Source organism: Alteromonas sp. CyTr2, assembly GCF_947311905.1.
Classification (GTDB): Bacteria; Pseudomonadota; Gammaproteobacteria; order Enterobacterales; family Alteromonadaceae; genus Alteromonas; species Alteromonas macleodii.
Map to the genome: position 1 here is coordinate 180,673 of NZ_CAMZMZ010000001.1, position 23,813 is coordinate 204,485.

At 45.2% G+C, this 23,813-nt stretch carries 14 protein-coding genes and 1 pseudogene; 7 read left to right on the forward strand and 8 right to left on the reverse strand.

The genetic code is table 11. The features are described 5' to 3' along the window. Positions 1-2: 2 nt before the first annotated feature. The 5 genes from QME20_RS00805 to QME20_RS00825 form a co-directional block, all read right to left on the reverse strand. A complete protein-coding gene (locus QME20_RS00805; protein ID WP_281715253.1) occupies positions 3-2,021 on the reverse strand; it encodes an acetyl/propionyl/methylcrotonyl-CoA carboxylase subunit alpha in 2,019 nt (672 codons plus the stop codon). Next, on the reverse strand, positions 2,011-2,811 hold the full coding sequence (locus QME20_RS00810; RefSeq protein ID WP_281715254.1) for an enoyl-CoA hydratase/isomerase family protein: 801 nt from the start codon (positions 2,809-2,811) through the stop codon (positions 2,011-2,013). Before QME20_RS00810 ends, QME20_RS00805 begins: the two co-directional genes overlap by 11 nt. Before the next feature lie 11 nt (positions 2,812-2,822). Continuing rightward, entirely contained in the window at positions 2,823-4,430 is a 1,608-nt protein-coding gene (locus QME20_RS00815; RefSeq protein WP_039229963.1) for a carboxyl transferase domain-containing protein, read from the reverse strand. Positions 4,431-4,686: 256 nt separating this feature from the next. Further along, positions 4,687-5,856, reverse strand: coding sequence for an isovaleryl-CoA dehydrogenase (locus QME20_RS00820; RefSeq protein WP_049586522.1), 1,170 nt, complete (start codon positions 5,854-5,856; stop codon positions 4,687-4,689). After that, positions 5,853-6,260, reverse strand: a complete 408-nt coding sequence (locus QME20_RS00825) for a MerR family DNA-binding transcriptional regulator (protein ID WP_014949161.1) — start codon at positions 6,258-6,260, stop codon at positions 5,853-5,855. The genes QME20_RS00820 and QME20_RS00825 overlap by 4 nt, the downstream gene beginning before the upstream one ends. A gap of 352 nt (positions 6,261-6,612) precedes the next feature. Between QME20_RS00825 and QME20_RS00830 the strand changes: the two genes are divergently transcribed. The 4 genes from QME20_RS00830 to QME20_RS00845 all read left to right on the forward strand — a co-directional run bounded on the left by QME20_RS00830 (position 6,613) and on the right by QME20_RS00845 (position 12,141). After that, complete coding sequence (locus QME20_RS00830) at positions 6,613-7,788, forward strand: acetyl-CoA C-acyltransferase (RefSeq protein WP_049586525.1); 1,176 nt, start codon at positions 6,613-6,615, stop codon at positions 7,786-7,788. 101 nt (positions 7,789-7,889) lie between these two features. Beyond that, positions 7,890-9,380 (forward strand): alpha/beta hydrolase, encoded by a 1,491-nt coding sequence (locus tag QME20_RS00835; protein WP_281715255.1) that lies wholly within the window; start codon positions 7,890-7,892, stop codon positions 9,378-9,380. Next, positions 9,370-10,605, forward strand: coding sequence for a kynureninase (gene kynU / locus QME20_RS00840; protein ID WP_187446445.1), 1,236 nt, complete (start codon positions 9,370-9,372; stop codon positions 10,603-10,605). Before QME20_RS00835 ends, kynU begins: the two co-directional genes overlap by 11 nt. Positions 10,606-10,737: 132 nt before the next feature. Continuing rightward, on the forward strand, positions 10,738-12,141 hold the full coding sequence (locus QME20_RS00845) for a transporter substrate-binding domain-containing protein (protein WP_187446458.1): 1,404 nt from the start codon (positions 10,738-10,740) through the stop codon (positions 12,139-12,141). A 19-nt stretch (positions 12,142-12,160) separates the two neighbouring features. Here the strand turns inward: QME20_RS00845 and QME20_RS00850 are convergent, their stop codons facing one another. Further along, positions 12,161-13,816 carry a FapA family protein gene (locus QME20_RS00850; RefSeq protein ID WP_014976276.1) on the reverse strand — a complete coding sequence of 552 codons (1,656 nt, stop codon included), beginning with the start codon at positions 13,814-13,816 and terminating at the stop codon, positions 12,161-12,163. A 127-nt stretch (positions 13,817-13,943) separates the two neighbouring features. Further along, entirely contained in the window at positions 13,944-15,374 is a 1,431-nt protein-coding gene (gene sbcB / locus QME20_RS00855) for an exodeoxyribonuclease I (RefSeq protein ID WP_187446446.1), read from the reverse strand. Positions 15,375-15,615: 241 nt separating this feature from the next. On the opposite strand from sbcB, the gene QME20_RS00860 reads away from it, so the two are divergent. From QME20_RS00860 to QME20_RS00870, 3 genes and pseudogenes are all read left to right on the forward strand, one after another. After that, the gene (locus tag QME20_RS00860; RefSeq protein ID WP_281715257.1) at positions 15,616-19,398 is read left to right on the forward strand and encodes an ATP-binding protein; all 3,783 of its coding nucleotides are present in this window, start codon (positions 15,616-15,618) and stop codon (positions 19,396-19,398) included. A gap of 196 nt (positions 19,399-19,594) precedes the next feature. Further along, positions 19,595-20,614, forward strand: a pseudogene (locus tag QME20_RS00865) (isoaspartyl peptidase/L-asparaginase). Between the two features lie 180 nt (positions 20,615-20,794). Beyond that, positions 20,795-21,214, forward strand: a complete 420-nt coding sequence (locus QME20_RS00870; RefSeq protein ID WP_014949170.1) for a CBS domain-containing protein — start codon at positions 20,795-20,797, stop codon at positions 21,212-21,214. 179 nt (positions 21,215-21,393) lie between these two features. Here the strand turns inward: QME20_RS00870 and QME20_RS00875 are convergent, their stop codons facing one another. Then, entirely contained in the window at positions 21,394-23,712 is a 2,319-nt protein-coding gene (locus tag QME20_RS00875) for a phytase (protein ID WP_281715258.1), read from the reverse strand. Positions 23,713-23,813: the final 101 nt, after the last annotated feature.

Genomic DNA, 23,813 nt, shown 5'->3' on the forward strand with positions numbered 1-23,813 from the left:
CATCAAACCTCGGCAGCTTCTTTAGTGGAGAACGCCAACAGTGTTGCGCCACCGTCAACTAGTTCACCGGGATTGAAAAAGAACTCTTCCACTGCACCATCGTGCGGGGCAATGATGCTGTGCTCCATTTTCATCGCTTCCATAACTAGTATAGGCTCCCCTTTTTTGACCAACACACCCTTTTCGACCAAATGCGCCACTATGGTTCCGTTCATCGGGGCACTGAAATTAGCGTCGCCATTATCATCGTTATCATCACCAAGAGATGCTGAGATTAGGGTGAACTTAGCATGGGTGTCTTTGTTGAAGAGTGTAAACACGCCATCATTATCTGAATACGTAAATGTTGATTTGTACCCATTAATTGTTGCATGCAAAGCACTATCTACCAGCTTGCCTTTAACGTTATAGGAATTGTCTCCAACAGATAGCTCCCAAGCATCTTCAGTTCCGTGACGCTGGTGTTTGACCCCAACATGCACTTCTTCTTGGTTGCAAAGCAAGGTGAGAGTTTCTGTGTGATTTGCGTTAGCACGCCACGCACCGGCGGTTGACCAAACAGATGGGGTTTTATCGCTTCTAGAAACTTTTCTATTTAAAAGTGAAAGCAATGCCATCACAGGAATGTTTACTTGGGTGTCATCGCTAGCTGCATCCTCACTTGTCGCGCTAAACAACGAATCATGGTGTTTCTCCACAAACGTAGTTGTAAGCTCAGCGGCAACGAACGCAGGGTGTGTAGCGACACGCTTTAAGAAGTCGATGTTTGTGCTTACACCGTCAATATAGTAGTCACCCAATGCACTAATTAGGCGTTTGAGCGCTATCTCACGGTTCTCTCCCCAAACCACGAGCTTAGCAATCATAGGGTCGTAAAAAACGCTTACCTCATCACCTTCAACGACACCTGTGTCAACGCGAACTACGTCGTTTTCTTTTGGCGTACGTAAAAGGCACAGCGTGCCGGTAGAAGGCAAAAACTCGTTGTTTGGATCTTCAGCATAAATGCGCGCTTCGAATGCGTGTCCTGTTAAGGTGAGTTCATTTTGTTGTTTGGGAAGGGGCTTTCCTTCGGCAATAGTTAATTGCCAGTGAACCAAGTCCTCACGGGTGATCATTTCTGTTACAGGATGCTCTACTTGCAAGCGTGTATTCATTTCCATGAAGTAAAATGAATCGTCTTCATCAAGTAAAAACTCAACCGTTCCCGCACCTACGTAGTTAATGGCTTTCGCCGCGAGTATCGCCGCTTCACCCATTTTTTCTCTCACTGACTGAGACATGTTGGGGGCAGGGGCTTCTTCAATAATCTTTTGGTGTCGGCGTTGAACTGAACAATCACGTTCAAAAAGGTATACGCCGTTGCCATGGGTGTCACAGAAAACTTGAATTTCAACATGGCGAGGGCGCGTCAGGTACTTTTCAACCAGCATGTGGTCGTCACCAAAGCTCGCCATAGATTCACGTTTGGCTGCGTTTAATGCTTGAGAAAACTCTTTTTCACTCCAAACTTGGCGCATACCTTTACCGCCACCGCCAGCAGCGGCTTTTAATAGGACTGGGTAGCCCATATCATCGGCAGCGCCTTTCAATACCGCTTCACTTTGATCGTCGCCGTGATAGCCTGGGACTAAAGGAACACCTGCTTTTTCCATAATGTGTTTAGCGGCTGATTTAGATCCCATCGCTTCAATTGCAGATGCTGGTGGGCCTACAAAGATAATATTGTTTTTGGCGCATAGATTCGCAAACTCAGCATTTTCTGAGAGAAAGCCGTAGCCTGGGTGGATAGCGTCTACACCAAGCTCCTTTGCTTTTTCAATGATCAACTCGCCTCGTAAATAACTTTCCTTCGACGGAGATGGCCCTAGATAAACAGCTTCATCAGCCATTTGTACATGAAGGGCATTTTTGTCGGCGTCAGAGTAAACGGCTACCGTCTTTATACCTTGAGTGTTGGCTGTCTTTATAACGCGGCATGCAATTTCACCACGGTTTGCAATTAGTAATTTATTTATCATTCTTAACCTCCACCCATGAAGCACTGCGCTTTTCTAAAAAGCCTGACAGACCTTCCTGACCTTCTTCAGATGTCCTAACTTGTGCGATAAGTTTGCTCGTCTTTGTGAGAAGCGCATCGTTAATCTCTTGCGTAGACACCCATTGCACTAAGTCTTTTGCTTTCGCCACTGCTTGGGGGCCGTTTTTCAGTATGTTTGATAAAATATTGTCGATAGTGCTATCGAGTTCGTCTTCTGTTACTGATTCGCTCAAAAGTCCAAGTCGTCTTGCTCTGCGCGCAGAAAATACTTCAGCGGTCTGGAAGTAGCGTCGGCATACTCGTGCGCCCATTGCTTCAACAACGTAAGGGCTGATAGTTGCTGGAATAAGGCCAATTTTAACTTCACTTAAGCAAAATTTACTGAGCTTGCTTCCAATAGCAATATCGCAACATGCAATTAAACCAACAGCACCGCCAAAAGCTGCACCTTGTACTCTTGCTATCGTGGGCTTCGGCATTTTATAAAGCGTCTGCAGCATGGTTGCTAATGCAAGTGCATCACTTTCATTTTGCGCTTCGGTATAACTGGCCATTTTTTTCATCCAGTTAAGATCGGCTCCTGCACTGAAACTTTTGCCTTCAGCTCTTAGGATTAGTGCCCTAACGCTTTTATCTTCCCCCGCTTTTTTAAAAACGCGAGTAAGCTCGTTTATCATTTCGTCGTCAAAGGCATTATGTTTTTCAGCTCTGTTTAAAGTAACAGTGGCAATGTTTCTTTCATCTACGCTGTAAATCACTGATTGTTCCATTACCTGCACTCCTACATTCTAAATATGCCAAATTGGGTGTCTTCGATAGGCTTGTTAAGCGCCGCTGAAAGCGATAGGCCAAGCACTAATCGAGTGTCCGCAGGGTCGATAACACCATCATCCCAAAGCCTTGCAGACGCATAGTATGGATGCCCTTGTTTTTCGTAAGTGTCGATGACAGGTTGTTTAAATGCCTTTTCCTCTTCTTGGGACCATGACTCGCCTGAGCGCTCTTTTTGGTCGCGCTTAACCTGGGCGAGAACGCCTGCAGCTTGTTCACCACCCATTACAGAGATTCGAGCGTTTGGCCACATGAAAAGGAAGCGTGGGTCATAGGCTCTGCCGCACATGCCATAGTTGCCTGCACCGAAACTGCCGCCGATAAGGACAGTAAGCTTTGGTACATTCGCACATGCTACAGCGGTTACCATTTTTGCACCGTGTTTTGCGATACCGCCGTGCTCGTATTGCTTACCGACCATAAAGCCTGTGATGTTTTGCAAAAATACGAGAGGGATTTTTCGCATGGCGCATAGTTCGACAAAATGCGCACCTTTAAGTGCGCTTTCACCGAAAAGTATGCCGTTGTTAGCCACAATGCCTACTGGGAAACCGAAAATGCGCGCAAAACCACAAACTAAGGTTGTGCCGTAAAGCGGTTTGAATTCATCAAAGTCTGAGTCATCCACAACACGCGCAATGATTTCTCTTACATCGTATGTCTGACGACTATCAGCAGGCACAATGCCGTATATTTCTTTGGTGTCGTAGCGTGGAGGTTTTACCTCGGCCACGTCCAGGCATTCTGGCTTCTTTCGGTTTAGTCTGGAGACAGCATTACGCGCTAATGAGAGCGCGTGGTGGTCGTTGTTGGCGAGATGGTCGGCAACGCCCGAAATTCGAGTATGAACGTCACCACCGCCAAGCTCTTCTGCGGTAACTACTTCACCTGTTGCAGCTTTAACAAGCGGTGGGCCGCCTAGAAAAATAGTCGCTTGTTCTTTTACGATAATGCTTTCATCAGCCATGGCGGGAACATAAGCACCGCCGGCTGTACAGGAACCCATTACTACCGCAATTTGAGGGATATTCTTAGCAGACATATTCGCTTGATTAAAAAAGATGCGACCAAAGTGCTCTCTATCTGGGAATACATCATCTTGGCGAGGTAAGTTAGCGCCACCTGAATCCACTAAGTAAATACAAGGTAGGTTATTTTGCTCTGCGATAGTCTGAGCGCGAAGGTGCTTTTTCACGGTAAGGGGGTAGTACGTCCCGCCTTTTACAGTAGCATCGTTAGCTACAATCATACACTCGATACCTGCAACAATACCGATACCGGCAACGACTCCGGCACAAGGTACATAGTCTTCATAGACTTCCCATGCTGCCAGTTGGCCTATTTCCAGAAAGGGCGTGTCTGGGTCAATCAGTGCGTTGATTCGGTCGCGAGGTAGAAGTTTTCCTCGAGACACGTGGCGCTCCGCCGCTTTTTCACCGCCACCTTGGCAAATTTGTTCGATTTTTTCGAGGAGATCATTTACCTGAGCCTGCATGTGTTCAGCATTTGCGATAAATGTTTCGGATTTAGTATTTATACTTGAGCGAAGAACGGGCATAACCCCTCCTTGTGTTGGGCCTAGGCGACGGCTGTCGCGTTAGCCACTAGTTAGCAAGATGATTAACAAGACACCCATGCTAAGCGCTTGCGCTGCGGTGGGTGTCTTTGCAATTCATTAGCCTATTAATAAAGTTCAGCGTTTCTAAATCTACTTTAAATAGAGTAGGGTGGGTGTCTTCCTAATTTCAATGACACAGGGAATGCCTGAGCTTTCCCTGTTTCAAACGAAGTTTGTTTCCACCCAGAACTCCGTATTACTTCGATTCGTTAAATAGCTCGCGGCCTATAAGCATTCGGCGAATTTCAGACGTTCCTGCGCCAATTTCATAAAGCTTGGCATCACGTAATAAGCGTCCCGTCGGGTATTCGTTGATGTAGCCATTACCACCAAGTAGCTGAATGGCATCTAATGCCATTTTGGTTGCCAGTTCCGCTGAGTAAAGAATAGCGCCAGCAGCATCTTTTCGCGTTGTTTCACCGCGATCGCATGATTGTGCAACGGTGTAGACATACGCGCGTGCGGCATTCATTTGCGTGTACATGTCAGCTACTTTGCCTTGTACTAGCTGGAATTGACCAATTGATTGACCAAACTGCTGACGGTCGTGAATGTAAGGTACTACGATATCCATGCACGACTGCATAATGCCTAGCGGGCCACCTGATAAAACAAGGCGCTCGTAATCTAGGCCACTCATAAGTACGCGAACACCTTCGCCTTCTTTGCCAAGAATGTTCTCAGCTGGTACTTCGCAATCTTCGAAAACTAATTCACAGGTATTAGAAGAGCGCATACCTAGTTTGTCGAGTTTCTGTGCGCGGCTAAAGCCAGGGAAATCGCGCTCTACGATAAACGCTGTGATCCCTCTTGGCCCTGCGTTAGGGTCGGTCTTAGCGTAGATAACAAATGTATGTGCATCAGGACCGTTCGTGATCCACATCTTGTTGCCGTTTAGAATGTATTTGTTGCCGCGTTTTTCAGCTTTTAACTTCATACTAACAACGTCTGAACCTGCATTGGGTTCACTCATTGCCAGTGCACCAATATGTTCACCGCTTACTAACTTAGGCAGATACTTTTCACGCTGGGCATCATTACCGTTTTTAAAGATCTGGTTAACACAAAGGTTCGAATGCGCGCCATAGCTCAAACCGATACCACCTGACGCGCGGCTAACTTCTTCCATTGCGATAGTATGCGCAAGGTAGCCCATATCAGAGCCACCATATTGCTCTGAAACAGTAACGCCCAATAGGCCCATATCACCAAGTTTTGTCCACAATTGGTTTGGGAATTGGTTGTCTGCGTCTGCTTGTTCAGCAAGAGGAGCAATCTCATTTTGTGCAAATTGATAGACCTGATCACGTAACATCTCGATGTCTTCGCCAAGTCCAAAATTTAAAGTAGGGTAGGAGGTGTTCATGCGATATTTCCTCGTTTGAGTTCTGCGAGTTCTTCACGGCAACGTGCTTCAACATCATCCAGTTCAGTCATTAACATCTGGATGTCTTCTAGCTGCTGTTTAAGCACCGCTCTTTTCTGTTCAGTCATTTCGAGCATGGCTTCTAACTGAATAGCCGAATTGGGGTTGGTGTCGTACATGTCGAACAGTGTTTTGACTTCAGCAAGGGAAAATCCTAGTCGTTTTCCTCGCAAGATCAGCTTTAAGCGCACTCTATCTTTGTTCAGATAAACGCGATTTTGTCCCGTTCTTGACGGTGACATTAGGCCTTGTTCTTCGTAAAAACGAATTGAACGAGGAGTAATGTCAAACTCTCGAGCGAGTTCGCCTATTGCATATGTTGTTTCGTCGTCGTACTTGCTCATTACACGTACCTTGTATTTCAGCGCTGTTTAACACCCTTGTTTTGACGTGGGTGTCTTTGTAATTAAATTCTCTGTAGTAGGTTGGGTGTCATTGCAATAGCACTATCGTTTTAAGGTAGATGGTTTTATATACCGCTATATTAAAACGTAGTGTTTGGTTGACACATACTTAGTACAGGTTTACGTTAACGTTAATTACATTTTACGTTAAGGTAAAGTAACATTTTGCTAACGTCAATTTTTCATGGTGAAGGCAAGACGTTGTAGCTGTTAGGGGTGTTTACTTTTGTATACATCTACGTAGCTTTCTTCACTTAACTCTATAATTTATATGAATTTTAAGGGCACGGTTATGAGTAACGAATCAGTAGTTATTGTCGCGGCTAAGCGCACACCAATGGGTGGTTTCAACGGTAATTTGTCTTCGCTTGCTGCGACCAAACTTGGAGAAGTTGCGATTAAAGCAGCCTGTGAAGAGATGGATGTCTCTGTAATTGATGAAGTCATCATGGGGTGTGTATTACCTGCTGGTCTTGGTCAATCTCCGGCGAGACAAGCGTCACTGGGGGCGGAGCTTCCGCTAAGTGCAGGTGTGACAACTATCAACAAAGTATGCGGGTCGGGCTTAAAAGCGGTAATGATGGCCCACGACTTAATTAAAGCAGGCAGTGCGACAGCAGTCGTGGCAGGCGGGATGGAAAGCATGAGTAATGCGCCATATATGTTGCCTAAAGCTAGAACGGGATATCGTATGGGCCATGGCCAAGTACTTGATCATATGATGCTAGACGGTCTGGAAAATGCCTATGACGGCAAAGCAATGGGCTGCTTCGCACAGGATACTGCTGATGAAGAAAATATTTCTCGCGGTGAAATGGATGAGTTTGCTCTAAGCTCGCTTTCCAAGGCACATGAAGCAATAAACAGCGGAACTTTCGTCGATGAAATAGTACCCGTTACAGTTTCGTCTCGTAAGGGCGATACTGTTGTTGATACCGATGAAGGCCCAGGTTCCGCTCGCCCAGAAAAAATTCCAACACTAAGACCGGCTTTCAAAAAAGACGGTACAGTCACGGCTGCTAACTCAAGCTCAATCTCTGATGGTGCAGCGGCACTGGTTGTAATGAGCGAAAGCAAAGCAAATGAACTTGGTCTAGCACCGCTTGCGCGCGTGGTTGCTCACGCTACAAATTCTATTGAACCTGAAAACTTCACTGTTGCGCCTGTTGGCGCTATGGAAAAAGTGCTGGATAAAGCAGGTTGGACGAAAGAAGAAGTCGATCTTTTCGAAATTAACGAAGCCTTCGCCATGGTAACCATGTTGGCTGTCAAGAAGCTTGGATTAGATGAAAGTAAAGTAAACGTAAAAGGCGGCGCTTGTGCATTGGGTCACCCAATTGGAGCCTCTGGTGCACGCATTTTGGTAACACTACTTCACGCGCTTAAGCAACGCGGTGGTCGCAAAGGTATCGCATCTTTATGTATTGGTGGTGGTGAGGGTGTAGCGCTTGCCGTTGAAATGCTCTAAGCCGCTATAGCTATAGATGGCAAATATGTAAAATATTTAATCACGGAGCCTAATCACATTGATTTCGCTCTGTGGTTCAATATAAAGAAAAATACAAAAGCATGAAGACAGTGACTAACGTTATCAATTCTATAACCCTTGCGGTTGCCCTATCCACTATAACGCTTGTTACGAAAGTCCAAGCTGACTCATCGTTTTCAGTAAACTCGACTTACGTAGACACCCACGATAACAATGGCACTCACTACGAGGAATCACGTTCTTTATCGAGTACTGAAGACACCCACGATGACTTAACTCTGTCTGCGCTTCACGAAACTCAATCAACCGTTGATGTTTCTAACAACGCTGTTTCGGAAGACACCCACACTAACGAAGAAAAAAAGACTTCGGATGACACCCATGCCAACAGTGCCCACGCAAACAGTGAATCGTCAGCTATTTACCCCAAGAAAATAAGCCAGGTGCCTTATTCAGCGTTGGGTGTCTTGCCAACAAGCGCCCACGCAAACAGTGAATCGTCAGCTATTTACCCCAAGAAAATAAGCCAGGTGCCTTATTCAGCGTTGGGTGTCTTGCCAACAAGCGCCCACGCAAACAGTGAATCGTCAGCTATTTACCCCAAGAAAATAAGCCAGGTGCCTTATTCAGCGTTGGGTGTCTTGCCAACAAGCGCCCACGCAAACAGTGAATCGTCAGCTATTTACCCCAAGAAAATAAGCCAGGTGCCTTATTCAGCGTTGGGTGTCTTGCCAACAAGCGCCCACGCAAACAGTGAATCGTCAGCTATTTACCCCAAGAAAATAAGCCAGGTGCCTTATTCAGCGTTGGGTGTCTTGCCAACAAGCGAAGCTGATGAACAATTCAGCTACGGCGATGACCCATTACAAACGATTTATACTTGGCACGGACGTTCGTCTACGAACGAAATGTATGCTGATAAAGCGTTAATATTTATTCACGGTGGGTGTTGGCTTAATGCCTACGGTTACGAACATGCGAAAGGGATGTATCATGCTTTAGCAGAGCTTGGGATGGGTGTCTACGTAACAGAGTATCGGCGCGTAGGTGATGAAGGCGGTGGCTGGCCCGGTAGTTTAGACGACGTGACACAAGCAATAAGTACAGCCTTAAAACGAATAGAGAACGAAGGGCGCTACACTAACATTTACATTGCGGGGCATTCTGCTGGTGGGCACTTAGCTCTGCTTGCTGCGCAACGTCTTTCTTCGTCATCCTTGAGCCTATCGCGCGCAAACATAAAACGGATTATCGGGTTAGCGGCAATTACGGACATCCAGTCCTATGCCATGGGACATAACAGCTGCCAGTCGGCTACAGCGAAATTCATGAATGGAACGCCTGAAGATGTTCCAACCGCATATCAAAGGGCGACACCACGCCCAACCCATGGCAGTTTGCCAATTACACTACTCCAAGGCGATGCTGATAGTATAGTGCCAGCGCGCCACGCTGTATTATCTGGAACCAACCCAAAAATAATTAAAAATGGTGGCCATTTCGATTGGCTTCACCCTGAATCAACATCCTTTGATGCTTTACTTGAGGTTATTAGTGAACATGATGAATAAGGTTTTTTCAGCTGAACAACTTGATATTAAAGATCCACTCCGTGACAAGGCGCAGGCGTTTTCGCTTCCCGCTAATACGGTCTATTTAGACGGGAATTCGCTAGGACCTCTTCCTAAGGCTGCGAAACAGCGAGCTGACGAAGTTGTCAATGAACAGTGGGGAAAGGGGCTCATTACAAGCTGGAACAAGCATCAGTGGATCCATCTACCTCAAATAGTGGGTGATAAGATTGGCGGCCTGATTGGCGCTAAAAGTGGCCAAGTTATTTGTTGTGACTCCATTTCTATTAATCTGTTTAAAGTATTAAGTGCGGCGTTGAAAATGCACCCAAGTCGCAAGGTAATAGCGACGACCCGCGATAATTTTCCTACCGACATTTACATGGTGCAAGGCCTGCTTGACTTACTAGGCAGCGATTACAGTATTCGCTATGTTGACGAAGCATGTATTGGATCACAGCTAACTGATGATATTGCCGTACTGATGCTGACACAGGTAAATTTCAGAAGTGGCAACAAACTCGATATGCAAACCATTACCGAGCAAGCCCATCAAAAAGGCATTTTAACTTTGTGGGATTTAGCGCACAGTGCTGGAGCATTTCCTGTCAGCCTAGACGCATGTAATGTGGACTTTGCAGTCGGCTGTACCTACAAATATCTAAATGGCGGCCCTGGTGCGCCAGCGTTTATCTATGTCGCTAAACGACATCAAGCACAGTATCAACAACCTTTGTCTGGTTGGATGGGGCACAGCTCGCCTTTCTCATTTTCCCCTGATTACGCTGGCGACAATTCTGTGAAGCAAAACTTGTGCGGTACGCCAGGAATTATTGGAATGAGCATTTTAGATGCGGCATTAGACGTATTTGAAGATGTATCACTTAAAGCTATTGATGAAAAATCCAAAAAGCTACAGGCATTTTTCATCGCTGAAGCCAAGCGCGCAGGTCTTCTGGACAAATTTTCCATTGTAAGCCCCAATATTGATAATCGAGGTAGTCAGCTAGCTTTCGCTCACGACCACGCTTACGCCATTTGCCAAGCGTGGATCGCTGAGGGGGTGATTGCAGATTTCCGTGCACCAAATATTCTGCGAATAGGTTTTGCGCCATTGTATTTAAGTTTCGTCGATATTGAAAAAGCGGTGGCAAGCCTTACCAAAATTATGAATAAAAAGCGCTATGAAATCGATGAGTTTCAGCAAAGACAGAGCGTTACCTAGCTGAAAAGCGAGATTATCAGCTAAATAATTGCAATTTTTGAATTTACGCTTAATACTTCGCGGTTGTCATCGATATCTTCACATGTTTTGGGTGTGCAGTTGAAAAAAATAAAAAAATATCTGCTTTGTACCATGTTGTTTGTAGGAGCGAATTGTTATAGCGCGCTCCTACAAGCAGAAGCTGGTCAAAAGGCGGCATCTGAACAATCTAATAATGTAACGTACTGTATAGATCCTAACTGGGCGCCTTACGAAGCAATCAGAAACGGTATCCATGTGGGGGTTTCTGCTCAGTATATGCAACTGATTGCTGAACTATCTGAATTAACGTTTACCCTAGTGCCCACTGAGAGCTGGCAACAGAGCCTAGAGTACGTTCAGCAGGGGAAATGCCAAGTTATCCCCATGCTAAATACTTCAGACTATCGAAAGCAGTTCCTCGACTTTAGCGTGCCGTATTTTGAAGCGCCCAATGTACTGGTGGCTAAGTCTGGAATGCCAATGATACAAGGCTACGCTGGAGTGGGAAATCGAGTAGTAGGGATTGTTCAGGGTTATCGCCAAGTTGAATATATTTCACGACACTATCCGGGGTTACGTTTAAAGCTTATTCCGTCTGAAGAAGAAGGGCTAAAGCAGCTGGCGAATGATGAGTTTGATGTAATGGTGGGCTCATTAATGAGCGTGAATATGCACATCAATAATTTGAAGTTGAAAGACCTCAATATTGTTGGTTACGCCGAGCCCTTCGACTCATTAGCTTTTGGTGTGAACAAAACCTATGGCCACCTGGTGGACAAGCTTAACTTTGCCATTGAGCGTATCCCAGAAACGCGAAAGGTAGAAATTTATAAGCAGTGGAATAATGTCCAAGTTCGCTATAGTCGTAACTATGTCGTTATGGTTTTGAGCACCGCGATTGTCATTTTAGTTTTCTTGCTTTTTACTTTTAGAAATAGAAACGTTAGCGGCTACAAGCGTATTATTAACCAGAAAAACGAGGAAATAGGTGCGTTACAAGCAACCTTGTTAGAAAAGAACAAGACCCTTGCTTTCTTGTCTGCTCACGACACGGTAACGGGGCTATATAACCGCAACCATATGATCCAGCGTGCGGAAGAAGAAATCTCACGTTTCCATCGATTTCACACTACGGCTTCGTTAATTGTTATCGAACTAACCCCTGTAAGCGATGACAGAGATTCAATTGAGCCCTCGGCTAAAGAAGAGGCGCTAAAAGCCGTGGCAACGAATTGTCTAAATACCGTTCGAGAAGTCGATGTTGTTTCGCGTTTTAGCGGTGAACAGTTCATTATCTTGTGCCCTCAAACCGAGTTAAACGCAGCTAAAAACCTTGCAGACAGATTGTTAGACTGCATTTCTACCCATCACTCGCTTGTCGAGAGCTTTAAAACGGCCATGGGTTTATCTGAACTCAGGGAGTCTGAGGAATTCACAGAGTGGTTTGAACGCACCATGAAGGCACTGTACCAGTCAAAGCGCCAAGGGTATGGCAACGTAACTGTGGCACAGTAACTTCAGTGAACTAGTTAGGTCAAATTAAAGGGTCGTAGTGCCATTGGTGCGAATCGTAACGAATTTGCGCCCTGTCGTATTCTCGCTCAGAACGCCAGTTACGGTTATTAAGCTTCGCCGAGACCCCGGGATAAAGACGTTTGTTTGCGATAAGTTTTATATCTGATTGGTAGTTTTCTTTTGCTGCTTTGACGTCGTTGGCTTTGTTTTCAAGCCACTCCAGCAATGCGCTCTCATTGTTAAAAAGCTCTAACGCTTCAGCTACTTTACGTTGAAGCTCTTTAGGTACTTTCTTACCTTGAATAAGGTTAATCTTTTCTTTGTGTTTAAGATTGTTTTCGCGAATTTGCTTCAACAATTCATCTAAAGAGTCTTTGCGCTCTAACAATTGGTTAAAGCCTGGGCTAAAATCAACTTTCAACGTACTGCCAGATACAGCGCCTAAAGTGCCAGCTTCAACGCGATCTTGGCTGATAATGTCACAAGCAAATAGATTTCCCATGGGCTTATCAATTTGTCCAACTATGACTGCGCCGCCGCAACGCAGGCGACTATACGCCAACTGACGACCAACGGTAATATTACCGCTACATTGAATATCAATGCCTTGACCGTGTTGAACGTGGATACTGCCGGCTGCGACTAATTGGCATTGGAATTCACCTTGGGTATCGTTAACTTTACCCATCGCGCCTTCGGTAATGATGATGTCGCCGCCAGACTCGATATACGCCGACTCCACAAAGCCGTTAATGGTTACATCTCCAGCGGCCTTGATCTGCATTTTCTCTGTAACATCGCCGTTTACCAATACTGCACCTTCGTAATTCACGTGCCCAGAGCCAACGTTCACGCCGCTACAAATGAAGGTATCGTCAATGTTCATTATCTGGTCTCGGTATTTCGGCATACCAGAAATTGCAGACATTAATAAATTGGCGTCGCTGTCGGACACCACGGTGCCGCTGCCCATTTTAAAGTTAACCCATTCGCCCGCAACGGCTGGAATTTTATTCCCTTTGATATCGAAGCCAGAACGGCCCTGAGTTGGCTCGGTTCTTCTCAGCACAGGCGTGTTCACTTTAACGCAAATAACTTCGCCTAAATTACGCATGTCCACGCGCTCGCCATCACCCGTCTGGGGTTTTAACACCCTTTCAAGTGCGTTTGGTACCAGGGGAATAAACTTTGAGTTTTTGCCATTTCTAGCTGGTAGGCCCTTCGCGACAATTTGTTCTAGTACTGTGCCTGGAGGAGACTGCCTTGCTTGGGTAAGCATAGATTCAATGGTTTTGGTGCTTAAGCCACGAATGATTCTGTTTTTTACTGCTAGAGATTTAACGGTACTTAATGAGGGAAGTTTACCGCCATAGGGTGTGGTCAGAACAAGGTTCGCCTGCATCCCATCCTCGGGAATGCGAAATTCAATTTCAGCATTTTTGCGCTCGCCAATGCGTTCCTGAACGACAGTGCTATCACCCGTCTTAAAATAATGATTAGCTGTATCACAGGCCGACTTTAACGCTTTTTCAGAAACATACAGCCGCTTAGTTTCACCGCTCTCTAGTTGCTTTCTTATTTCCCTACTATCAACTTCTGACGTGAAATCAGAAGGATTTAACTGTAAGTTAATGTAGGTTCTTGATTTGTCGAAGCTTATTGTTACGCCATTCATAACTTCTTTGTTCCCTTGCGCACGTGTATTCTTTTTATCGGCGGCATCTATCGATTACTTGACGTTGACTTTTTCTCGGCCTGTCTATTTTTTTCATCTACTAATTTAAGGCGTTCTAAAACGCCCGTCAAAGGTTTTCGGCATATTGGTAAAGTGCGCGTAAAATGGCCTGCTTCTCAGGATTGTCGCTGTGTTCATGCGCCAGTGATTCCAACCGCATCATATAGTTTTCTAATGTGATTGAGCCGTGAAAAGCTGAATCAGTCAGGCGAGCTTGGCGATGATGCTGCCACCTGGTCATTTCATCTGCGGTCAGCGTATTAGGATAATTTCTAGCGCGGTATCGAAATAGCTGCTTTCTGAGCCCTTCGTGCTGTGTTTTTTCACTCAGAGTGGCTAAATCATCGGGCTGTGCTTCAATTACACGCTCACACCACCTTCTGTCTTCGTCATTAAGAAACCCACCACTATATAGCGCGTGATCTATATCCAGTTCACCACTTTGAATGTCGTCATCATAGACATCTACGATTTTAGTGGCCAGTTCGGGCATACTGGCAAGTACTTTGTAATTGTCTAAGCAGCGCTCGCGATCCAGTCCTAGTCGTGCGGCATTGTCTTCTGTCATTGCTTTAGCTGTGGTAATAAACGGTGAGCGGTTGACGTGAATGAGCTTAAGCCCGGGTCTTTCTAACGCATCGTCAAATGTATCTGACGGGGCATAAAGCGCCTGTCTAATCTCTTCTGGTGTGTCATTCACTAAACTGTCAATGTCATGCGATAAATCGATAGCGATAAATGCGTTGCTGTTGGTTGGGTGCTTTGCCACAGGCATAACCCAAGTGCAACAGCCTTGAGAGGCAGGGAGTTTAGACGAGATATGAAGCAATACCGATGATTTAGTGAGATCAATTTGCTGCATAACCGTGTGTTTATTGCGTAACGACAGCGCATAATCGAAAAGGCGAGGCTGCTTTTCTTTTATCAGTTTAGCAAGCGCTATTGTGGCGTAGACGTCACTCAAAGCATCGTGAGCGTTTTCGTGGCCTATATTATTAGCAGCAGTTAACGCCTCAAGTTTAAAGCTTGGTGCACCATCTTCTCGGCGTGGCCAATTAATACCATCGGGTCTCAGTGCATAGCACGCTCGCGCTAAATCGATTATATCCCAACGGCTATTGCCATTTCGCCATTCACGTGAATATGGGTCGTAAAAGTTTCTATAAAACAGGTAGCGGGAAACTTCATCGTCGAATCGGATACTGTTAAAGCCCACACTACAGGTATTTGGCGTCGACATTTCCTGATAAATTCGCGCGGCGAAATCAGCTTCGTTAGAACCGTCGCGAATGGTTTGCTGCGGTGTTATGCCGGTCACCAAACACGCTTCTGGATGTGGTAAATAATCATTCGCAATGGCGCTCATGATATTTATGGGTTTACCAATCACATTTAAATCCATATCAGTTCTTACTGCAGCGAATTGGCAGGGGAGATCTTTTTGTGGGCTGGTGCCAAAGGTTTCAAAATCGTGCCACAAAAATGTAGGTGCGTGCATAACCACTATTGCGATGTTAGAGAAATATTGATGGCAGTGTACACCGCGAGAAATTGAATACCAAATGCTGGCGTTAATATGAACAGTGATTTACTTGTTCGCCATCGGCAAGACTTAGAAAAACGCGTTAATCATTGTCTTTTTTTGAGTATTTTGCGTTTTGATGTATCACGCGAAACTTGCGCACTAACAAAATGATGACTAGCTTTAAGTTATCAAAATTTATACGGATATTGCCTGTTTGTCGTTCCTTAAATCCAGTTCATCCATCAGTGAAGCTAAGAGTACTTTAGGCTTAGCGTTAGTACTTGCAACAGTGCTTGTTGTACTTGTTGTTGGTTTGTTCGAAAGTAATATCAAAGCGACGGCTGAATCTCAAACTTTCACGGCATTAGAAGAGAGTGCCGCCAGTGCTGAAAATGCTGCAAACTCTCAGGTGAGAAAGTATATCAATGCGCTTAACTTTCTACATCAGACACCACCTATAAGCGGCATCGTCCGCGCGACTGAAAATGAAAATCAAGACCCCAAAGACGGTACGACGTTGGAACAGTGGAAGCAGCGACTAGAAACGATTTTCGTTGCTTTTATCGAAAATAACGAAGAAGTGGATCAATTAAGGATCATTCAAGCCAATGAGGATGGAAGTGAGTTTATTCGGGTGGAAAGAAACGGGGGAAGTGTTTTAGTAGTTAAGGACAACGATTTACAACCTAAAGCAGCGAGAAGTTACTTCATAGAGAGTGTTAAGCGCAATAAGGGCGAGTTTTATATTTCAGATATCAATTTGAATCGTGAATATGGGAAGCTCGAGTTTCCTTATAAAAGCGTTATTCGCCTTTCTCTTCCAATCTTCAGCAGCTCTGGTGAGCGTTATGGTTTTATAATCATGAATGTAAACGCCCAGTTTCTACTGTCGCAAATGGAACAAACGCTTGTCGGCAATCAATTGCTATTTGTTACCGACAGTGAAGGCTTTTTTGTCAGTCATCCAGACAGTGATAAGTCCTTCTCCAGAGATTTAAATCCTATGGTGAATTGGGCGAGCGAGTTCGAAAGCCCTTCGAAAATAGGCAGGGCTAAAATTAAACAGACCGCACAGACAAACTCATCTTTGTATACGGTCACTCGTGCTTTTACGATAAATGGAAATCAGCAAACCGCCCCGTTTTTTCTTCATACGGCATTGTCTCAGTCAGAAGTGGCAGCCCTTATCAATGAGAAGAGGATTAGCGTTTACAGTGTAATTGGGGTAGTTACGCTAATTTTTGTAAGCGTTTTACTCTTCGTACACCGAAGTAACAGTAAAAACATTGAGCTGGCTAAGGTGCGCGGTGAGTCCGTTGCTATTATCGCTATATCTAAAGATGCGATTTTTAGCGTAGATTCTGCTGGCGTGGTGAAAAGTTGGAATATGGCAGCCGAGTCACTTTTTGGGATCCCAAGCCAGCTTATTTTAAATCATCACTATTCGTCATTTGAGCAGCTTTCTCTATTAGGGCTTGAATCGGTTCTCACCAAAGGCGGAAAGCAAAGTACCTTTACAACCCCTTACACCGATGACGAAAAAGAAGAGCACACGCTACTTATAACCGCATCTACCATTTGGGGTGAACAATCACAGTTTTCAGGTGTTGCTGTTGTAATTAGAGATGTGACTGACGAACGAAAGGCAAAAGACGCGATAGAAAGGGTAAACCTGAAGCTTGAAGAAAAAGTGGTAAGCAGGACGAAAGAACTTGTTGAAGCGACGCAAGAGGCGCGAAAAGCGAGCAAAGTGAAAAGCTCTTTTATTTCCAATATTAGCCATGAAATGAGAACACCGTTAAACGGGGTAGTTGGCTCCTTGGCGCTACTTAAGCGTCAGCCCCTTAATGAAAAAGCTGAACAGCTTGTTTCCATGATGGAAATTAGCTGCAACAATCTCAGTGTGCTGATTAACGACGTTCTCGACTTGTCTAAAATTGAAGCGGGCAATCTTGATATTAATAATCAATATTTTGATCCGCTTGCACTTATCGAGTCTATCGCCAAGGTCTTTGCCGTTAAGGCAGCTTCTAAAGGACTACAGCTTCTTGTTGATACAACAGGTCTTCCCCCGGTGGAAATAAACTCAGATCCACACAGAATCAACCAAATTCTTAGTAATTTATTGAACAATGCTATTAAATTCACTGAAGAAGGGCATATAAAGCTACAAGCATCGTTAAGTGATGTAGATGCGGGGACACAACAGCTTCATTTCAGCGTATGTGACACGTGCGTAGGGATAGCACAAGAAAATCAGCCCAAACTGTTTACCGCGTTTACGCAGGCTGATGCATCTGTTGCTACCCAATACGGAGGTACCGGACTTGGCTTGTCTATCTGCAAGCAATTGAGCCAGCTTATGGGAGGAGACATTACGTTCAATTCTGAAGTTGACATAGGCAGCACCTTCTCATTTTTCGTTACGCTTCCTGAAACAACGTACGACAGCGCGTTCGAGCATAAAATGGCGGTGGAAAACGAAAGTATGCTGCTTAATGGGATCACAATTGGTGTTTCTGCAAGTTATCCACCTTTAGAGGAAAACATCTGTTGTTTAGCCTTACACGTCGGTGCAGAGCCGCAAGTATTAGGTAAGCATTCTGAGTTAGGAACAGTACCTTGGACGCAATTAAATGCCATTATTGTGGACGAGGCCAGTTCACTCATTCGTGAGCTAGATGATATATGGCAGGCACAAGCTGCAACTAAAGACGCTGGTACGTTACCTGTGGTTTATATTCTTCAAAAACTAGAAGGGACACCTTTCCACTTTAATCACCTTGTGCCGCTTTACTTGCCAAAGCCATTATTCAGGTCGAGTTTTGCAATTGTCCAACAAGGGTTAGACGCTGCGCTGTCGGGATATACATTAAACCAGTCAGATATCTCATCAGGTAAAGGGAAAGCTGAGGACATCTCAAACGATGAAGGGGCAGCAGACGATACTGAGCAGCAATTGTCTATTGAGAATGCCAACTTATTGATAGTTGATGACAATATGATCAATCGCGAGGTGGCGAAGGGAGTGCTGGAAAGTTTACCTGTTAAATTGTTTACCTGCAGCGATGGTGAGGAAGTCGTGGCGTTCTTGACGAAATGTGAAAGCAAAGGCCGCAGAATTCACAGCATATTGATGGATTGCCAGATGCCTAATATGAATGGTTATGACGCTACCCGAGCCATACGAGAAGGTAAGGCAGGAGCGATGCACAAAGATGTACCTATAATTGCCATGACAGCCAATGCCATGCTCGGCGAAAAAGAGAAATGTTTAGAGGCAGGTATGGACGACTTTGCGACAAAGCCTGTCATGGCCGATGTACTTATTCCTAAAGTGAAACAATGGATAGTGCATCAAATAACGGCATTAGCAAGTGCAGAGCTTAACGATACTGATACGAGGTCAGGTACCGGAATTACTGCCAGCGAACCTCCACTGGTTGACAGTTTGTTGAGTGCCATCTCAAAAGAAATGGACTGCGACACGCTATCGCATTCAAGAACAGAGGCTCAGTCAAGTAAAGAGTCTGAAGTAGAAATAGCCCCCACGTTAAAAAACGCGAAAATAGCTAATGATATCGCCGCTCGCGAGGGCTCGGAGAAGGAGGCTGAAATTGATAACGTCAATCAAACTCAAGCTTATGAAAACAATTCAGAGGGGCTTGATGGATGTTGGGAAAAAGACGATGCCATTGCTCGGATAATGGGCGATAAAGCGCTATTTTCCCGTGTCTGCGACCTGTATTCCAGAAGCGCGCCTGACAAGCTTAAATTACTGCAGCAGGCTATTGATAGTCGAGACTTCGAAAAGGTTCAGGTGCTTTCATTGAAGCTCAAAGGTATGTCTGCAGATATTGGTGCCGTACAGTTACAACGAGACTTTGAGAGCTTATGGGAATTGTCAAAGGCGAAAAAGTGGGAAGACGCTGAAGCGCTACTCCCTTCCATCACCGATGATCTTAATACTTTCTTAGAGATCCTTGAGGTAGCCTAGCCTACCTAAGCTAATTGTGTCATCTTACGTCTAAGGTCGCGTAAAAATCGCATCAACAGAGCGCGTTGAATTGATTCTAGAAATCTGTACTCAAACCATCTCCCAGATTATGCGCGCACGTAAAAAGTAGCTATTAGGAGTAAAGCTTTTGAACCCATCTCGTATTTTTCGCCAGCCGAATAAAGTTCGACATGCACTGTATGCAATAGGCGCGCTTGCTGCAACGTTTGCCATTACGAGTGTTCCCGCATTAGCGGATGATTCCAAACAATTAGGAAAAACACCCGTAGCTATCGCTATTCATGGCGGAGCAGGAACCATTTAAAAATCATCGATGACGCCAGAAAAAGAAGCGGACTATAAAAGCGTATTAACCCAAGCGGTGCAGCATGGCTACGCCTTGTTGCAGAAAGGCGAAAAAGGTGAAGTGGCGGTAGTAGAAACCATCAAAATTCTTGAAAGCTCGCCGTTATTTAATGCTGGCATCGGTGCGGTATATACCTTCGACGGTGAGCACGAGCTTGATGCGTCGATAATGCACGGCGGCAGTAAAAATGCAGGTGCTGTTGCGGGGGTGAAAACAATAAGAAGCCCAATAGAGGCTGCGTTATTGGTAATGAATGAATCTCCACACGTTATGCTTTCAGGGAGAGGCGCTGAAGATTACGCAAAAGAAAACGGCCTTGAACAGGTAGACAACACCGTTTTTGATACCGAGTTTCGCAAGCAAGCTTTAGATAAAGCGAAAGCACGTATGCAGCAGGTATCGAGTGGTTACGGTTCGCAGCAAGGCAATGAGCGCTTTGGCACTGTTGGAGCCGTAGTATTGGATCAAGGAGGCAACATTGTCGCGGGAACATCCACTGGCGGAATGACGGCTAAACGGTATGGACGTATTGGAGACTCGCCTGTTATTGGAGCGGGTACCTATGCTGACAATGAAAGCTGCGCGGTATCGGCCACAGGACATGGTGAATATTTTATTCGATACAACGTGGCAGCAGATATTTGTGCGCGAATGAAGTACCAGGGTTTAACGTTAAATGACGCTGCGAACACTGTAGTTAACGACGTACTTGTAAACGCCGGTGGCGATGGCGGTGTGATTGCTATTGACGCTAAAGGTAACGTCGCTATGCCTTTCAATTCTGCGGGGATGTACCGCGCTAGTGTTGACATAAATGGTAAAGTTAAAGTGGCAATTTACAAGGACTGATCACTGAAAAACTATTTGTTATTTTAATGTTAAATGTGCTGGCTTGTATGCAACGAAAAGTCTAATCTTAAAGTGTGGGGGAAAATTGCTTTCACATGTGGTTAAAAATAATTGAAGTGCCGTAACGCCAATTAAGTCGCAGTATCGGTCACATTAGGCGCCACGGCTGGAGAATTGAAAATGGAATCGTTGCAAGTCAGTGATTATATGAATACTCACCCAGTGAAGCTTAATGTCGATATGCCCGTTGCGCAGGCTGTCGAAGTGTTATTAGCCAGTGGGCAGAGTGGTGGTCCGGTACTCGATAGCAAAGGCAGAGTGGTGGGCTTTTTGTCTGAGCAAGACTGTATCGCTCAAATGATTGCGTCAAGCTACTATCGCGAACAAATTTGTAGAGTAGGGGAAATCATGAAAACCCCTGTGATTTCTATCAAACCTTATATGTCGGTAATAGAGTTAGCGCAGTTGCTGTTAAAGGAAAAGCCGAGAGTTTACCCCATTGTTGATGATGACGGGGTACTGTTAGGCTCAATTAATCGAACGGCAGTGCTACGGGCTATTGATGTTCAATTAAATGATGGATACCAGCGCGCGGGCTAGGCTAACGCACTGTAATTTAGCTTGGTAGAATTTAGTGCTGCAGGTAGCGTAATGAATGAAGATGCGGCGCTGGGTTAGAAGGGCTAGAAGCTAGTGCGGCGCTATGTATTTTTCATATACCGGAGAGGAGGCGTTAACTTGCTTAACGCCTCCTTTTTATTTACTTTTCGAATTATTCGTTACATGTCTGAGTGGCGTTCACGCTTGGCGTTCGCTAATTTTCTGATCGCATCTTTAAGTGAGGCACCAGCAACTAGCTTAAAGTTTTGGGTCTCGCTAGGCATGACGTTTCTTCCATCTTGTACTACCCAAAGCCCTTCGGTGAACCTTCCTCCCAAGTTAGCGTTGGCTACATCAAGCCCATCTGTTTCCGACACGCCGTCAATTTGCGTGGCTTTATCTGCCGTAATTTGAACAAGCCCCATCAGCTCCAAGACTTCAGGGTTCTCAGTGTGTACGTGATAGATAGCATAGCTGTTATTACCCTGACTCGATGCGATTAGGTAAGTTTGTGAATCTACATCAAACAGAGCCAGCCCTTCAATATCAGCTTCTACCGGGGCTTCTATCTTTGCGATGAACCGGGGCTGATTGCTGTATGTTGTTAAATCTAGAGCCCAGATACCAGCACCTTCCTCACCTAAGTATGCCGTGCTCGTTTTAGTATCCACAACACATCCTTCTGGCTGTGAGGGCAGTGAAAAGGACTGTGTTAAATGTCCATCAACAGATTTGTCTGGAGCGATAGACACGCTATATCGCTCGAAGCGGCCACTGGTGTCGTTAGCAAATACATGAGCTATTCCGCCTGACACAAACAGACACATGCCGTATATATCATTGAGTGTAGTGCTTATGTGGCCAAGCTGAGTCATATGACCGCGTTTATCTATTTCAAATACAGACAAACTGTTATTCGACCGGTTTGATGCCACTGCGATATCGATAAGTGGCGTATCGCTTTGCTGTGCATTAGTTTCTGCCACAGATACCTTGTATCCCACATCAACGTTATTCACTCTGCCAACAGGAAGGCTTTGCACTAGCTTGCCGGCTAAGTCATAGCTATTTAATGCGCCTTTTTTGTCGGTGCCGATTATGCGGCTTTGTGAAGCGCTGTGCGAGTTGACCCATATGGCAGGGTCGTCAGCAGCGTCGCCATGATTTTCCACAGGGTCAGTTTCAACATCGGGTTTAACCTTGATAGTTAGGTTTGCATGTTGGGATGCGCTGTTATTTGTATATGCCTTCTCCATGTGATTTTCTTTTGGCGAGGTAGCTTTAAAATCGGTGCCGCATTGTCGATGAAGTAAAGCTGCGCTTAGTTTTGAGGGAAGTTCGGCAGAAAACACGTCGCCTGATTCATCATCATCAACAACAAGAGAAATGTGTGTGCCTTCTTCACTTAACGACAGGTGAACGAATTCAGGCTGAATAGAAGTAGACCTGTTGTTTGCTTTTAACTGGCGAGCTGCTGAGTTACTTTCGTTCGCCGTATTCATTAGCGAGACAAATTTCGTAAGACATGGCGCTTTAAGCCATACCCCGCTGGCATCCGGGCTCACCCAGGCAGCGATATCCACGCCATCTACCGTCGTTGAAGATAGGGTGGCTACACCTTCAATGGCAACATCTTGATCGTGAAAAATAAGGGTTTTTGCTAGCTCACTTTCAATATCGGTATCTAATTGCCACACACCGGCAAATTCGTCAGCAAGGTATAGCGTTTCGGTGTTGGCATTTATCGCGCAACTTTTAATGCCTGGACCTATCGCAAAGTCTCTAAGCGATAAAAAGCGCCCGTTGTAAAATTCATACTGATTCAGCGTGCCGGTCGCATCGATATTAACAATTTGCAGTTCGCCAGCGCTTGATGTTGTAGCACAAATGGCTTCAGAACCTTTGGTCAATTGAGTTTGCGGTTGATCAATCTCAAGAGACGCGGCGTTAATGCGATACACCTCTATGTACTGGGTGTTGTTATTGAACACTACTAAAGACACCCATTGTTTTGAATTAGACTCCACAACTTCGGCACGTGCTAAGGTGTAATGTCCCGCAATGAAGTGCTTTTTTCCTTCAGAGTTACTTAGTGAAATACCCTTATGTTCGTTAACGTTAATGTTGATAGCGTGGGTGTCATCGTAAACTTTATGTTTGTTGTTGGCGCGAGCGTCCTTGCTAGTGTTGTTAGCATGGGTGTCTTTGTAAGCGTCTTTGTAAGCGCTTTTGGTGTTGGAATGGTCCGCGTGCGTTTGGTAGTGCAGAGTCAGGCTTAGACCATTTTTTAGCTTTGTTAGCGGTAATGCGATGTCTTGGCTTTCTGCTTTTACTAGCTGGCTTTCGCTGTGCGCTAACTTGATATTTGCATGGGTATCTGCGCTGGTATTGGTATCGTGAGAGGCTGCGCAACTGAACAACGTCAAAAGTGCGCTTGAAAGTGCCGCTGTGGTAAATGTGGTTTTAAAAACTGTTTTGGTGTGACGCTGATTGGTCATTGTTGTTATTGTCCTGAAACTTACTGAGATCAAACCATGCATGGCGCATCGACTAAAACATGGCTTACAGATTATTAAGAGCAGGTTTGAAGGCCAAATTA